This window comes from Rugamonas rivuli (assembly GCF_009380165.1).
GTDB classification, from domain to species: Bacteria; Pseudomonadota; Gammaproteobacteria; order Burkholderiales; family Burkholderiaceae_D; genus Rugamonas; species Rugamonas rivuli.
The window spans coordinates 138,175-152,355 of the sequence record NZ_WHUF01000004.1; the positions used below are offsets into that span (position 1 = coordinate 138,175).

Genomic DNA, 14,181 nt, shown 5'->3' on the forward strand with positions numbered 1-14,181 from the left:
CCCGAAAAAAACGGCATGGGCAAAAAGCCCAACACCTGTTGCAGTGTAGCAAAACGCTGACCAAGCGCAAGCAAATTTAACATTGGCGGCATCGATGGTTGCGTCGACGCAATACGGTCCCGTAGGTTTATAACAAGCTAGTTCTAATCAACAAATTTAACAAATTCTTCGACCGGCATACGGTCCGTGATCAAAGTATTCTCGATTTTCGACGGATCGGCGTAACCGAGCGCCATGCCGCACACCACGGTCTCCCGCTCCGGCAAGTCCAGCACCTGGCCGATGATTCGATGATACTGGGTAAATGCCGCCTGCGGGCAAGTATCCAGGCCACGCGCCCGCGCCGCCACCATGATGTTCTGCAGGAACATACCGTAGTCCAGCCACGAGCCCTGCTCCATGATGCGGTCGATGGTGAAGATCATGCCCACCGGGGCGCCGAAAAACTCGTAGTTGCGGCCGTGCTGGGCGGCCATGCCGGCCTTGTTGTCGCGCGTCAGGCCCAGCAGCGCGTACAGATCCCAGCCCACCTTGCGGCGCCGCTCGATGAAGGGCGAGACCCACTCGCGCGGATAGTAGGCGTATTCCTCGGTGTGCAGCTTGGCCTGCTCCACATCGTTGTGCGCGGCCAGGATGGCCGACGACAGCTGCTGCTTGCGCTCGCCTTCGAGCACGTAGACCTTCCACGGCTGGGTGTTGGTGCCGGACGGCGCCCGCGCCGCCACCTGCAGGATTTGCGCGATATCCTCGCGCGCCACGGGCTGCGGCAGGAAGGCGCGGATCGAACGGCGGCCGGTGATGGCGGCGTCCACCGCTTGCTGGTCGGAAGTGGAAATCATGTGCACTCGCTTTTATCTGGTTTTCTTGACGACAAATATCACACCCATGACCGCCAGCGCCATCCCCGCCATGCCGAGGGCGTTGAAAGCTTCGCCGAACATCAGCCAGGCCATGACGGCGGTGGTCGGCGGGGTCAGGTACAGCAGGCTGGTGACTTGGGTGGCGTCGCTGCGGCGTATCAGCGCGAACAGCAGGAAGATGGCGCCTATCGACAAGCCCATCACCGACCACAGCAAGGCGCCTATGAAGCGCGGCGTCCACTGCACCGCAGCAAATTCAGGCGTCCAGCCTTCGAATATGATGGCCAGCGGCAGCACCACGACCAGCGAGGCGGCGAACTGGATCACGGTGCCGGTGCGCAAGTCGAAATGCGGGCAATAGCGTTTCTGATACAAGGTTCCGACCGTCATCGACAGCAGGGCCAGCACGCACAGCAGGATGGCGTCGGTCGACAGGCCCACCAGCTGGATCTTGGCGGCCACCACCAGCGCTACCCCGCCCAAGCCGAAAACCAGGCCCAGCCACTGTCGCGGCCGTACTTTTTCGCCGATCAGCGGCGCGGCGAAGGCGGTCAGGATGGGTTGCATGCCGACGATCAGCGCCGACAGCCCGGCCGGCATGCCCAGCTTGATCGCGCACCAGACGCCGATCAGATAGCCGGCCTGCACCAGCAGCCCGGCCAGCGCGATCTGCCAGATCCGGCCCTGCGGCCACGGCGCTTTCAGCAGCAGCACGGCAGGCACCAGGAACAGCAGCACGCCCAGGAAGCGCAGCACCAGGAAGGTCAGCGGCGGCGCATACGGCAGGCCGAACTTGGCGACGATGAAGCCGCTGCTCCACAACAGCACGAAAAACAAGGGCAGCGGCGACAACAAGGTGGCGTGTTTGACGGCCGCGGCGGTGCTTGGGGTGTTGGGCATGGATAACGGCGAAAACTGACTTGCATCAAGAAAGGAAATCGGCGCCGTTGTGCGGCGCCGACTCAACAGGATGCAAGTCTATCACGGCGGCCGTTTTGCCACCGTTCATGCCCCTTGCAGCCCGCATTTTCCCTATGGAAATTGTTTCCGCAGGCTAGACTCGGTTCTTTGATGCAATGCACAAAAAATCGCTTGACTTAATTTTTGAAGGCCGTAAAATCGGGTTTGTTGCGTTGCACAATTTGTTGTTCGGTCTGAAACGTGGATAGTCTGTTTCGCACCGGCTGTAGAAACAGCAGTACTTAATCAATGACTACTTTCCTGGAGAAATAAATGTTTTCAATCCCTGAGCAATTTTCCAATGCGACCAAAGCTAACTTTGAAGCTCAATTCGCGATTTTCTCGGCCCTGACCAACAAGGCTTTCGAAGGCGTGGAGAAGTTCGTCGACCTGAACCTGACCGCTGCTAAAGCATCGCTGGAAGAGTCGTCGATCACCACCAAGCAACTGCTGTCGGCTAAAGATCCACAAGAATTCTTCTCGCTGGCTTCGGCACAAGCCCAGCCTAACGCAGAAAAAACCATCGCCTACGGCCGTCACCTGGCGACCATCGCTTCGAGCACCGGCGCTGAATTCAGCAAAGCTGCTGAAACCCAGATCGCTGAAACCAACCGCAAAGTCATCTCGCTGGTGGAAGAAGTGAGCAAAAACGCTCCAGCCGGTTCGGAAAACGCAGTGGCCATCCTGAAATCGGCCATCGGCAACGCCAACGCCGGTTACGAGCAGTTCGCCAAGACCGCCAAGCAGGCTGTCGAGTCGATCGAATCGAACCTGACTTCGGCCGTGAACCAGTTCACCGCTGCAGCCGCTAAAGCTGCTCCAGCCAAGAAGTAATCAAGGATCACCGGCACGGTAGGGTGCCGGTTCCCATCAAAAAAGCCTCGGCATCGCCGAGGCTTTTTTTATTATTCGCCGAGGTAAGCGGCTTTGACGCGCGGATCGTCCAGCATGTCCTTGGCGTTGCCGGTCATCGTGATGTGGCCGGAATCCATGACGTAGCCGCGGTGCGCGGCTTGCAGCGCCAGCTTGGCGTTCTGCTCCACCAGCAGGATCGTGATGCCCTCTTTCGAGACGTTGCGGATCACTTCGAAGATCTTCTCGACCATGATAGGCGACAAGCCCATCGACGGCTCATCCAGCAGCAGCAGCTTGGGATGCGACATCAGCGCGCGCGCCATCGCCAGCATCTGCTGCTCGCCGCCCGACAAGGTGCCCGCCATCTGCGCCGCCCGCTCCTTCAGGCGCGGGAAGACGTCGAACCACTTGGCGATGTCGGCCTCGATGCCGGCCTTGTCGTCGCGCGTGTAGGCGCCCATCATCAGGTTTTCCTGAATCGACATGCGGGTGAACACGCCCCGCCCTTCCGGCACCATCGCCAGCTTTTTCTCGACCAGGTGGAAGGACTTGCTGCCCTTCAGCGACTCGCCCATGTAGTTCACCGTGCCCTCGACCTTGCAAGGCGGCAGCGTGCCGGTGATGGCTTTGAGCGTGGTGGTCTTGCCGGCGCCGTTGGCGCCGATCAGCGCCACCAGCTCACCCTGGTTCACTTCCAGGTCGATACCCTTGACGGCCTTGATGCCGCCGTACGCGACTTTCAGTCCCGATACTTTAAGAACGTTGTCGCTCATTAGTGCGATCCTCCCAGGTAGGCGTCGATCACCGCCTGATTGCTTTGGATTTCAGCCGGCAGGCCCTCGGCGATCGGCTTGCCGTATTCCAGCACCATCAGCCGGTCGCACAAGCCCATCATCATCTTGACGTCGTGCTCGATCAGCAGCACGGTCTTGCCTTCATTCTTGATCTTGACCAGCAGCTCGCGCAGCGCCAGTTTCTCGGTGGCGTTCATGCCGGCCGCCGGTTCGTCCAGCGCCAGCAGTTGCGGATCGGTGGCCAGCGCGCGGGCGATTTCCAGGCGGCGCTGGTCGCCGTAGGACAGGAACTTCGACGTGCGGCTGGCGAACTTGCCGATGCCGACGAAGTCCAGCAGCTCTTGCGCGCGCTTGCGGATAGCCGCCTCTTCCTCGCGCGCCGCCTTGTGGCGGAACACGGCGCCGAACACGCCCTGGTGCGAACGCACGTGGCGGCCGACCATGACGTTTTCCAGCGCGGTCATCTCGCCGAACAGGCGGATGTTCTGGAAGGTCCGGGCGATGCCGGCCTTGGCCACCGCATGCGGCGCCGACGGCGAGTACGGCTTGCCGGCCAGCTCGAAGGTGCCGGTGTCCGGCTGGTACAGGCCGGTGATGACGTTGAAGAAGGTGGTCTTGCCGGCGCCGTTGGGGCCGATCAGGCCGTAGATCTGGCCCTTCATGATCTTGATGCCGACATCGGTCAGCGCCTGCAAGCCGCCGAAGCGCTTGTTCACGCCGGCGATGTTCAGAATTACTTGTTCGCTCATGTGTCTATTCCTCAGGCCGCCACGGTGCCGGACGATTGATCTTTGGTGTCGGAGTCGCCGTCGGGGCGGTCTTCATGCTTGGGCGCAGGCCACAGGCCGGCCGGGCGGTTCAGCATGATCAGCACCATCGCCAGGCCGTACAGCAGCTGGCGAAGCACTTCGGCCTCGATCAGCACGTGGCCGAACAGCTTCTGCTGCAGCGGCTCGACCACGTGGCGCAGCACTTCCGGCAATGCCGCCAGCAGCGCGCCGCCCATGATGACGCCCGGGATATGGCCGATGCCACCCAACACCACCATCGCCAGCACGGCGATCGATTCGGTCAGCGAGAACGATTCCGGCGAGACGAAGCCCTGGAACGATGCGAACATCGCGCCGGCGATGCCGCCGAACGAGGCGCCCATCGAGAACGCCAGCAGCTTGACGTTGCGGGTGTTGATGCCCATCGCCTTAGCGGCGATCTCGTCTTCACGGATGGCGACCCAGGCGCGGCCCAGGCGCGAATGCTGCAGGCGCGAGGTGATGAAGACCACCGCCACGCACAGGAACAGGAACAGGAAGTAATACGCGTTCACCGACGGCATCGAGAAACCACCGATCACCACATTCGCGCGCGATCCCGCCTCGCCCGCCAGGTTGACGCCAAACACGCGGATCGGGTCGATCAGGTTGATGCCCTGCGGGCCGTTGGTGAAGTTGATCGGCTCGTTCAGGTTGTTCATGAAGATACGGATGATCTCGCCGAAGCCCAGCGTCACGATGGCCAGGTAGTCGCCGCGCAGCTTCAGCGTCGGCGCCCCCAGGATGGCGCCGAACAGGCCGGCCAGCGCGGCCGCCAACGGCACGATCAGCCACACCGACAGGTGGATGCCGTTCTGCTGGATGTCCGGTCCCAGGATCGCCACCAGCGAGTTGCCGATGACCGGGTATTCGTTGATCATCGACTCCAGCAGCGCCGCGAATTGCGGCGAGGCCAGCAGGCCGGTCATGTAGGCGCCCACCGCGTAGAACGCGATGTAGCCCAGGTCCAGCAAGCCGGCGAAGCCGACCACGATGTTCAAGCCCAGCGCCAGCATGATGTACAGCAGCGCCATGTCGATGATGCGGACCCATGAGTTGCCGAACTGCGAGGCGACGAACGGGAAGATCAGCAAGCCGATCAGCACCACAGCCATGCTGCTGTAGGCCTTGCGCGGGTTGCGGGTGGTGTCGAAATTCAGAATGGCCATATCAGTTCCTCCGCTTAGGCACGGTCCGCGACGCGCTCGCCCATGATGCCGGACGGACGCACCGTCAGCACAATGATCAGCACGACAAAGGCAAAGATGTCCTGATAGTGGCTGCCGAGGAAGCCTCCGGTCAGGTCGCCGATGTAGCCGGCGCCCAGGCTCTCGATGATGCCGAGGACGATGCCGCCCAGCATGGCGCCGTAGATGTTGCCGATGCCGCCCAGCACTGCGGCGCAGAAGGCTTTCAGGCCCGGCAGGAAGCCCATCGTGAACTGCACCGACGCATAGTTGGCGCCCCACATCACGCCGGCCACGGCGGCCAGCGCCGCACCCAGCGCGAACGTGGCGACGATGACCTTGTTGGAATCGACGCCCATCAGCCCGGCGACGCGGGGATTCTCGGCGGTGGCGCGCATCGCGCGGCCCATCTTGGTTTTCTCCACCAGCACCACCAGGCCGGCCATCGAGATCAGGGCCAGCGCCAGCAACAGAATCTGGGTCGGCGAAATCAGCGCGCCGCCGATAGCGACCGGGTCGGAAGGCAACAGTTGTGGGAAGGACAGCGGGTTGCGGCCCCAGATCATCATCGCAAAGGTGTTGAGCAGGGTCGACACGCCGATCGCGGTGATCAGCGGCGCCAGGCGCGGCGCGTTGCGCAGGCGGCGGTAGGCGACGCGTTCAATGATGATGTTGACGATCATGCATACCGGAATGGCGCCGCCGATGGCGATCGCCAGTTTGACGTAGCCGGGCAGGTCCGGCGCATATTGGTTGAGAAGGTTGAGGATGGTCAGGCCGGTCATCGCGCCTATCATCAGCACATCGCCGTGGGCGAAGTTGATCAGGTTCAGCACACCGTACACCATGGTGTAGCCCAGCGCGACCAGTGCGTACATGCTCCCGAGCACAAGTCCGTTAATAATTTGTTGGATAAAAGTATCCATGAAGAGCGCCTTTACTTTTATGTTATGCCTGCACATCCGGCTCATGTAACAAAAACGGCACCCGGAGAGGTCTCCGTAGTGCCGCCGTTGACTACGCGTTCATGATGCAAATTTCATGCCTGAACCGGTATCATCCCCTGCGAGCGCCCCCTCCGCCGTTCCCTCATTTATAAGCCGAAACGACAACTTTTTAAGAGCGAGGCAATGATAGCGAGATTTTGGAAAAACTAACTGCGGAATAACGGAAATATGCGAAATATAATTCCGTTCCATCCCGAAAGTTGTTAAACCACGCCCTCGGCCGGTGCAGCTTTCTGTCCATCCAGGCCCTTGGGCAACGGGAAAGTCACCGCTTCCTGCACGCCATCGAGGATGCGCACGCTGCGCGCGCCCAGTTCCTTCAGGCGGTCGATGACGGCGTGCACCAAAACTTCCGGCGCCGACGCGCCGGCGGTGACGCCCACGCGCAACTTGCCTTCCAGCCAGAGCGGATCAATCTGCGTGGCGTTGTCGACCATGTAGGCCGGCGTGCCCTTCTTTTCCGCCACTTCGCGCAGGCGGTTGGAATTGGAGCTGTTCGGGCTGCCGACCACGATCACCACTTCCACCTGCGGCGCCATGAATTTCACGGCTTCCTGGCGGTTGGTGGTGGCGTAGCAGATGTCGCCTTTTTTCGGCTCGATGATGGCCGGATATTTGCGTTTCAGCGCTTCGATGATGTCGGCAGTGTCGTCAACGGACAACGTTGTCTGGGAGACATACGCCAGCTGGTCCGGTTTGGTGACGTTGAGCTTGTCGACGTCGGCCACGGTTTCGACCAAGTACATGCCCTCTTCGGTCTGGCCCATCGTGCCTTCGACTTCCGGATGGCCGTCGTGGCCGATCATGATGATTTCGCAGCCCTGCTTGCGCATCTTGGCCACTTCCACGTGCACCTTGGTGACCAGCGGGCACGTGGCGTCGAAGATGCTCAGGCCGCGCGATTCGGCTTCCGCCCGCACCGCCTTGGACACGCCGTGCGCCGAGAACACCAGGGTGTTGCCGGCCGGGACGTCGTCCAGGTCTTCGATGAAGATGGCGCCCTTGTTGCGCAGGTCTTCCACCACGTAGGCGTTGTGGACGATTTCGTGGCGCACATAGATAGGCGCGCCGAACTGGGTCAGCGCGCGCTCGACGATTTCGATGGCGCGGTCGACGCCGGCGCAAAAGCCGCGCGGCTGGGCCAGCAGGATTTCTTTATCGCTCATGGGTTCCTCACAGCACGGAGATGAGTTGGACTTCGAATTTCAGCGGCTGGCCGGCCAGCGGGTGGTTGAAGTCGAACAAACAGGTTTCGTCGCCCAGCTCGCGCAGGATGCCGGCGAAGCGGCCGCCGCCCGGCGCGGCGAAGTCGACCAGGTCGCCTACTTTATAGTCGGCGCCCGGCACCGAGTTCTCGTCCAGCGTGGCGCGGGTAACTTCGCGCACCAGTTCCGGATTGCGCGGGCCGAAGCCGACGCCAGGCTCCAGCTCGAAGGTCTTGTGCGTGCCTTCAGGAATGCCGATCAGCAGCTCTTCCAGCACCGGCGCCAGCTGGCCCTGGCCCAGCATCAGCGTGGCGGGATTTCCGCCGAAGGTTGTAACGATATCAGTACCGTCCAACGAGGCAAGACGATAATGCAGTGTTAAGTAAGCCGATTTGGTGACGACAGCAGGTTGCGCGTTAGACATGACGTGAGATTCGGTAAGCTGGCAAAGGCTCTATTGTAAGCCACCTTGCCGCTCGCGCCCGTCGTCTGTGCTGATTTGCGGAGGATATCGATGGCAATCAAGGAATGGCCGCCGGAGCGGCGCCCGCGCGAGCGGCTGATACGCGAGGGCGCGGCGGCGCTGTCGGACGCAGAATTGCTGGCGGTTTTCCTGCGCACCGGCATCCCCGGCAAGGATGCGGTGCAACTGGGGCAGCAGATATTGCACCATTTCGGCTCGCTGCAAGCCATGTTCGGGGCCAGCCTGGAGGCGTTTTCCGCGCTGCACGGGCTGGGACCGGCCAAGTTCGCGCAGCTGCAAGCCGTGATGGAGCTGGCGCGGCGCGCGATTCTGGAGGAAATCAAGGCTGGCCAGGCGCTGAACTCGCCGCGCGCGGTCAAGGAGTATCTGCGCATCACCTTCAGCGGCAAGGACTTCGAATCCTTCCATGTGCTGTTCCTCGACGTGAAGAACCGCTTGATCGAAGCCCGTGAAATGTTTCGCGGCACCTTGACGCACACCAGCGTCTACCCGAGGGAAGTGGTCAAGGCGGCACTGGCCTGCAACGCGGCCAGCATCATGCTGGCCCACAACCACCCGTCCGGCACGCCCGATCCCAGCGAATCGGATCTGCTGCTAACCCGGGCACTGGTGCAGGCCATGGCGCTGGTCGATATCCGCATCCTCGACCATTTTGTGGTGGCCGGCCACCAGGTGCACTCGTTTGCCGAGCATGGCCAGCTATGAGTTTACCCCTATGCGCTCAAGGGTTTACGAGCGAATTCACAATTGTTAAATATTTTCATATGCACGCGACACAATTGTTTTTCACAAGTCATTGAAAAAGCTGAGTTTTTTGGATATACTCTTGTTTTTCCAATTGTGGAATGTCTTTTAAGGAGTGCGTTATGGCACGTGTTTGCCAAGTTACTGGGAAGAAGCCGATGGTCGGCAACAATGTTTCCCACGCAAACAACAAAACCAAACGTCGTTTCCTGCCTAACCTGCAGAACCGTCGTATTTTTGTTGAATCTGAAAACCGCTGGGTCTCCCTGCGTCTGTCCAACGCTGGTCTGCGCGTAATCGACAAAGTCGGCATCGATGCCGTACTGGCCGACATGCGCGCCCGTGGCGAAAAAGTCTAATTAGGGAGCTACCATGGCAAAAACTGGCCGCGACAAAATCAAACTGGAATCGACCGCAGGTACGGGTTTCTTCTACACCACCACCAAGAACAAGCGCACCACGCCTGCTAAAATGGAGATCATGAAGTTCGATCCTAAAGCACGCAAGCACGTCATGTTCAAAGAAACCAAGATCAAGTAATTCGATCTTCGCTTCTCGTAAAAAAGCCGCTCAGCATCAGCTCAGCGGCTTTTTTGTTTTACAGGCAGCCCTCGATGTACTGCACTTCCTTCCAGGCGCCGGCGTAGATCGCGCCGACCTTGCCTTTGCTGGTGTCGAAGCGGATCGCGTACTGGCCGCCGCCTGCCTTGACGGTCAGGGTCTGCTCGCTGTCGTCGTAGGCTTGCGGCGCGGACGTCACCGCTTCGCCGTAGACCTGGCTGATCTTTTCCACCGGATCGCCCAGGCCGATGCCGCGCTCGGATTGGATGCCCTCCTCCATCACGTCCACCCGCTTCAGGACATCGCCGACAAACATCAGCAGCAAGCCGGGCTGGCGCGCTGGTTCCAGCTGGAAGCAGTTGGGCGAGGCGCGCAAGGCTTTCGGCGTACGCTCCATGTGCTCGCCCAGCACTTTGTTGACGGTGTCGAAACGCATGCCGATCTTCAGCGGACCGGCGCCGTCGAAACGCACGGTCCAGTCGGCGGCGTGGGCGGCGCACAGCGGCAGCGCCAGGGTCAAGGCAGTCAAATAAGCTCGCAGTTGCATGATGCTCCCTGAAATGAAAAACGGCTCCGAATTCGGAGCCGTTTTATTGTATCAATACTTTCTTATGCGTAGCTGCGCAGGCGGAACGAGAAGTCTTGCAGCGACTTGATGCCCGACGCTTCCGCGCGGTTGCACCAGTCTTGCAGCTTGTGCAGCAGCTGGTCGCGGGTGAAGTGCGAACGCTCCCAGATCACGCCCAGTTCCACGCGCATGGTGTGCATGGTTTCCAGCGCTTTGCTGTGCTGGAACAGTTCCACCAGCTGTTGCTGCTGCGGCGCCTCCAGCTTGCCCGGCTCGCGCTGCAACAGCTTGCGCGACGATTTCAGGAAGCGCGCTTCCAGCTGGGCCTTGTCTTTCAGGTGCTCCAGCTCTTCTTTCCAGGCGTGCTTGACCGATTTGGCGTACTTGGCCATCACGTCGTAGCGGTTGGCGATGACCGATTGCAGCGTGTCGAAGTCGGCCTCCACTTTGCCCTTGGCGAACTTCGGCTCAGGAGCGCGTTTCTTGACCTTGGCCAGGCCCATCATTTCCAGCGCGCGGATGTATCCCCAGCCGATGTCGAACTCATACCATTTCGACGACAGCTTGGCCGAGGTGGCGAAGGTATGGTGGTTGTTGTGCAGTTCTTCGCCGCCGATCAGGATGCCGAACGGGATGATGTTGGTGGCCGCGTCGGCGCAATCGTAGTTGCGATAGCCCCAGTAGTGGCCGATGCCGTTGATGATGCCGGCCGCCGTCACCGGGATCCACATCATCTGCACAGCCCACACGGTAATGCCGATCACGCCGAACAGCACGACGTTGATCACCAGCAGCGCAGCCACGCCCTGCCAGCTGAAGCGGGTGTACAGGTTGCGTTCGATCCAGTCGGTCGGCGTGCCATGGCCATACTTCTCCATGGTTTCCAGGTTCTTCGATTCAGCGCGATACAGCTCGGCGCCTTCCCAGAACACTTTCTTGATGCCGCGGGTGACAGGGCTGTGCGGATCTTCCTCGGTGTCGCACTTGGCGTGGTGCTTGCGGTGGATCGCAGCCCATTCCTTGGTCACCTGGCCGGTGGTCAGCCACAGCCAGAAACGGAAGAAATGGCTAGGAATCGCGTGCAGCTCCAGCGCACGGTGCGCCTGGTGGCGGTGCAGGTAGATGGTGACGCTGGCGATGGTGATGTGCGTTACGATCAGCGTATAGAAGAACACTTGCCATGCGGTGAGTCGGGTGACGCCGTTAGACAAAAAATCCAGTACATCATATAAACTAAAAATCATTACTACTCCAAAGTGGGCATGTCTCGCTGTGCGGTCGTTCCGTCAAGATTGCGTTTTTAGCAGGCGCAGGAAGTCCGTCAGTCTTACTTTTGGACGTTATTGTACGCTGATTTAAACGTGATCAGCGGAAGGATTTCCCGTAGTCACCGATGATTTCTTCGGCACGGTCGTGCTTTCCGGGGCTGAAAATTGCTCGGGCACAGGGCCGAGGATGCGCATTTCCCGCTGCGGGAATGGCACGGAAATATTGTTCTCCTTCAGCGCGCGCCAGATCGCGCGGTTGACGTCCGAGGTGACGCCGCCGCGGCCGTTCTGCGGATCGTTGATCCAGAATCCCACCTGCAGATCCAGCCCGTCCGCGCCAAAGCTCAGCAGCTGCGCCGACGGCAGCTTGTCTTCCTTCAGCACGCGGTCGACGGTCAGCGCCGCATCTTCCAGCAGCTTGAGCACGGTATCGACATCGGTATCGTAAGCCACCGAAACCTTGGTCGAGATCCACAGCATGCTGCTCGACAGCGACGAGTTCTGCACCGCGCCCGACACCAGCATCTCGTTCGGCACGATGGACTCGACGCCATCCAGTCCCTGCAACACGGTGTAGCGCGTGTTGATCTGCGTGACGCGGCCGCTGTACTTGTCGACGGTGATCATGTCGCCGATGGTCAGGCTGCGGTCCAACAGGATCACGAAGCCGGACACGTAGTTGCTGGCGATCTTCTGCAAACCCAGACCCAGGCCGACACCCAGCGCGCCGCCGAACACCGACAGCACGGTGAGGTCGATCCCCACCAGCGACAAGCTCATCAGCACCGCCACCAGGATCAGCACGGCGCGCGCGGTGCGCGCCACCACCACCCGCAGGTTGGAGTGCATGCCCTGCACCTTCATCAACTGCTCTTCCAGCGCAGCACCGGCCCACAGCGCCAGCATCAGCAGCACCACCACCGACACGGTCGCCTGCAGGATGTCGGCGATCGACACCTTGTATTTACCGATAGGCAGGATGGTGCTGTCCAGGTAGTCGAACACATCGACCCACACGCCGGTGATGTACAGCACGAAGGCCAGCCACACAAGCAACTGGAACACCTTCTCGAACGCCAGCATGGTGGCGCTGACCTGGCCCTGGCGCGCAAACACGCGGCGCAGCAGGTAGAAGGTAAAACGTATCACCGCCAGCGAACCGAAGATCGGCAGCGCCAGCCTGAGCATGTTGACGTGGAAGTGGTACTTGGCCAGCACCACGCGCGCCAGCGCCAGCAGACCGACCACGGCCAGCGGCGCCATCACGCGGCCGAAGCTTTCGACGCCAAAGCGCAGCATGGCGCCGTGCCCATCATCCTGGCGGCCGAAGCGTTTCTTCAGCAGCCGCGTCAGCCCAAAGCCCAGCAGCACGGAAACGACAATGGCGCCGACCTGCCACAGCAGGCTGGGGTCGGTCAAATCGCCGGTGAGGTCGTCGATCAGGTTGAGCAAGGGTTGTTGATTCATCGTGTGGAAGTGCGGAATGACTGAGATGCGTAGATTAACGTAAAAAAGGCCGGGCAGTGTACACACCTGCCCGGCCCTTGCGCTGCGTACCGAGGAAGATTATTCCTCGACCGCTTCGTCCTCGTCCTTGACGATGACTTTCTTGGCCATAGGCTTGCGCTCGAATACTGCAGCGAAGAAGCCGTCGGTCTGGTGCTTGTGCGGCAGCAGCTTCAGATAGTCGCCCATCTCCAGCTCGATGCGCTGCTCGGCCAGCACTTTGTTCATCGGCACCAGCTCGAAGTCCGGATGGGTATCGAGGAACTGCTTGGCGATGAAGTCGTTCTCGTCGTCCAGGAAGCTGCACGTTGCGTAGACCAGGCGGCCGCCGCCCTTCAACAGGCGCGCGGCGCCGGCCAGGATGGCGGCTTGCTTGACCTGCAGTTCGCCGATAGCGCTCGGCTGCTGGCGCCATTTGACGTCAGGATTGCGGCGCAGGGTACCCAGGCCCGAGCATGGCGCATCGACCAGCACGCGGTCGATCTTGCCGGCCAGACGTTTGATCTTGGCGTCGCGCTCATGCGCGATCTGCACCGGATGCACATTGGACAGACCGCTGCGCGCCAGGCGCGGCTTCAGCTTGGCCAGACGCTTCTCGGACACGTCGAAGGCATACAGGCGGCCGGTGTTGCGCATGGTCGCGCCCAGTGCCAGCGTCTTGCCGCCGGCGCCGGCGCAGAAGTCCACCACCATCTCGCCGCGCTTGGCGCCGACGATGGCCGACAGGATCTGGCTGCCCTCGTCCTGCACTTCGATATGACCATCCTTGAACAGCGGCAGGTTTTGCAGCGCAGGCTTTTGCAGCACGCGCAGGCCCAGCGGCGCGAACGGCGTCGGCGTGCTGCGGATGGGTGCTTCCAGCAGCTTGGCGGCGACGTCGTCGCGGGTCGCCTTCATGGCGTTGACGCGCAGGTCCAGCGGTGCAGGCGAGTTCATGCCGTCGGCCAGCGCCAGCGTTTCCTCTTCGCCCATCTGCTCGACCAGCTTGTCGAACAACCACTTCGGCATGTTCGAACGGCTGGACTTGTGCATCACCTTGCGGTCGATCTGCAGGATGCGCTCGACCCACGCCACTTCATCTTCGGTCAGGCCGCCCAGCGATTCGACGCCGACCGCGTCCGCCATGCCCAGCAGCGTCAGGCGACGCATGGTGGCGCCGCCGCCCGCTTCGGAGAAATCGGTATAAAACGATTTATTGCGCAGCACATTGTAGACGCACTCGGCGATGGCGCCGCGTTCGCGGCCGCCCAGGCGGTGGTGGTCTTTGAAATAGCGCGACAGGGTGGTGTCGGCCGGCGCGGCAAAGCGCAAAATCTCGCGCAACACTTCTTCGGCGTTGGCGAGTATCGCTGGTGGCAATCTCATGGAATTCC

16 protein-coding genes are annotated in these 14,181 nt (G+C 61.0%); 4 read left to right on the forward strand and 12 right to left on the reverse strand.

Annotation, left to right across the window (positions count from 1 at the left end; translation table 11 throughout):
* Window positions 1–143 precede the first annotated feature (143 nt).
* Window positions 144–839 (reverse strand): nitroreductase, encoded by a 696-nt coding sequence (locus GEV01_RS15665; protein ID WP_152806050.1) that lies wholly within the window; start codon window positions 837–839, stop codon window positions 144–146.
* A gap of 12 nt (window positions 840–851) precedes the next feature.
* Window positions 852–1,760 (reverse strand): DMT family transporter, encoded by a 909-nt coding sequence (locus GEV01_RS15670; RefSeq protein WP_152806053.1) that lies wholly within the window; start codon window positions 1,758–1,760, stop codon window positions 852–854.
* Between the two features lie 333 nt (window positions 1,761–2,093).
* On the opposite strand from GEV01_RS15670, the gene GEV01_RS15675 reads away from it, so the two are divergent.
* Window positions 2,094–2,654 carry a phasin family protein gene (locus GEV01_RS15675; RefSeq protein ID WP_008451480.1) on the forward strand — a complete coding sequence of 187 codons (561 nt, stop codon included), beginning with the start codon at window positions 2,094–2,096 and terminating at the stop codon, window positions 2,652–2,654.
* 71 nt (window positions 2,655–2,725) lie between these two features.
* Here the strand turns inward: GEV01_RS15675 and GEV01_RS15680 are convergent, their stop codons facing one another.
* The 6 genes from GEV01_RS15680 to GEV01_RS15705 form a co-directional block, all read right to left on the reverse strand.
* Window positions 2,726–3,448 (reverse strand): ABC transporter ATP-binding protein, encoded by a 723-nt coding sequence (locus tag GEV01_RS15680; RefSeq protein ID WP_152806057.1) that lies wholly within the window; start codon window positions 3,446–3,448, stop codon window positions 2,726–2,728.
* Window positions 3,448–4,218 carry an ABC transporter ATP-binding protein gene (locus GEV01_RS15685; RefSeq protein ID WP_152806059.1) on the reverse strand — a complete coding sequence of 257 codons (771 nt, stop codon included), beginning with the start codon at window positions 4,216–4,218 and terminating at the stop codon, window positions 3,448–3,450. The genes GEV01_RS15680 and GEV01_RS15685 overlap by 1 nt, the downstream gene beginning before the upstream one ends.
* Window positions 4,219–4,229: 11 nt before the next feature.
* Window positions 4,230–5,447: an ABC transporter permease subunit gene (locus GEV01_RS15690; RefSeq protein WP_152806062.1), complete on the reverse strand. Its 1,218-nt coding sequence runs from the start codon at window positions 5,445–5,447 to the stop codon at window positions 4,230–4,232.
* Between the two features lie 14 nt (window positions 5,448–5,461).
* Entirely contained in the window at window positions 5,462–6,391 is a 930-nt protein-coding gene (locus GEV01_RS15695) for a branched-chain amino acid ABC transporter permease (RefSeq protein WP_008451484.1), read from the reverse strand.
* 284 nt (window positions 6,392–6,675) lie between these two features.
* Window positions 6,676–7,638: a 4-hydroxy-3-methylbut-2-enyl diphosphate reductase gene (gene ispH / locus GEV01_RS15700; RefSeq protein WP_152806066.1), complete on the reverse strand. Its 963-nt coding sequence runs from the start codon at window positions 7,636–7,638 to the stop codon at window positions 6,676–6,678.
* A gap of 7 nt (window positions 7,639–7,645) precedes the next feature.
* Window positions 7,646–8,101, reverse strand: a complete 456-nt coding sequence (locus GEV01_RS15705) for an FKBP-type peptidyl-prolyl cis-trans isomerase (RefSeq protein WP_008451486.1) — start codon at window positions 8,099–8,101, stop codon at window positions 7,646–7,648.
* Between the two features lie 90 nt (window positions 8,102–8,191).
* On the opposite strand from GEV01_RS15705, the gene radC reads away from it, so the two are divergent.
* The 3 genes from radC to rpmG all read left to right on the forward strand — a co-directional run bounded on the left by radC (window position 8,192) and on the right by rpmG (window position 9,445).
* Window positions 8,192–8,866 carry a RadC family protein gene (radC, locus tag GEV01_RS15710; protein WP_152806069.1) on the forward strand — a complete coding sequence of 225 codons (675 nt, stop codon included), beginning with the start codon at window positions 8,192–8,194 and terminating at the stop codon, window positions 8,864–8,866.
* Between the two features lie 161 nt (window positions 8,867–9,027).
* Window positions 9,028–9,264 carry a 50S ribosomal protein L28 gene (gene rpmB, locus GEV01_RS15715; protein ID WP_008451488.1) on the forward strand — a complete coding sequence of 79 codons (237 nt, stop codon included), beginning with the start codon at window positions 9,028–9,030 and terminating at the stop codon, window positions 9,262–9,264.
* A gap of 13 nt (window positions 9,265–9,277) precedes the next feature.
* On the forward strand, window positions 9,278–9,445 hold the full coding sequence (gene rpmG, locus GEV01_RS15720) for a 50S ribosomal protein L33 (protein ID WP_008451489.1): 168 nt from the start codon (window positions 9,278–9,280) through the stop codon (window positions 9,443–9,445).
* Window positions 9,446–9,503: 58 nt separating this feature from the next.
* On the opposite strand, the gene GEV01_RS15725 is transcribed toward rpmG, so the two are convergent.
* The 4 genes from GEV01_RS15725 to GEV01_RS15740 all read right to left on the reverse strand — a co-directional run bounded on the left by GEV01_RS15725 (window position 9,504) and on the right by GEV01_RS15740 (window position 14,173).
* Complete coding sequence (locus GEV01_RS15725; RefSeq protein ID WP_235914386.1) at window positions 9,504–9,995, reverse strand: hypothetical protein; 492 nt, start codon at window positions 9,993–9,995, stop codon at window positions 9,504–9,506.
* Window positions 9,996–10,075: 80 nt separating this feature from the next.
* Window positions 10,076–11,278, reverse strand: coding sequence for a DesA family fatty acid desaturase (locus GEV01_RS15730; protein WP_152806075.1), 1,203 nt, complete (start codon window positions 11,276–11,278; stop codon window positions 10,076–10,078).
* A gap of 111 nt (window positions 11,279–11,389) precedes the next feature.
* The gene (locus tag GEV01_RS15735; protein WP_152806077.1) at window positions 11,390–12,769 is read right to left on the reverse strand and encodes a mechanosensitive ion channel family protein; all 1,380 of its coding nucleotides are present in this window, start codon (window positions 12,767–12,769) and stop codon (window positions 11,390–11,392) included.
* A gap of 99 nt (window positions 12,770–12,868) precedes the next feature.
* A complete protein-coding gene (locus GEV01_RS15740) occupies window positions 12,869–14,173 on the reverse strand; it encodes an RsmB/NOP family class I SAM-dependent RNA methyltransferase (protein WP_152806079.1) in 1,305 nt (434 codons plus the stop codon).
* Between the last annotated feature and the right edge of the window lie 8 nt (window positions 14,174–14,181).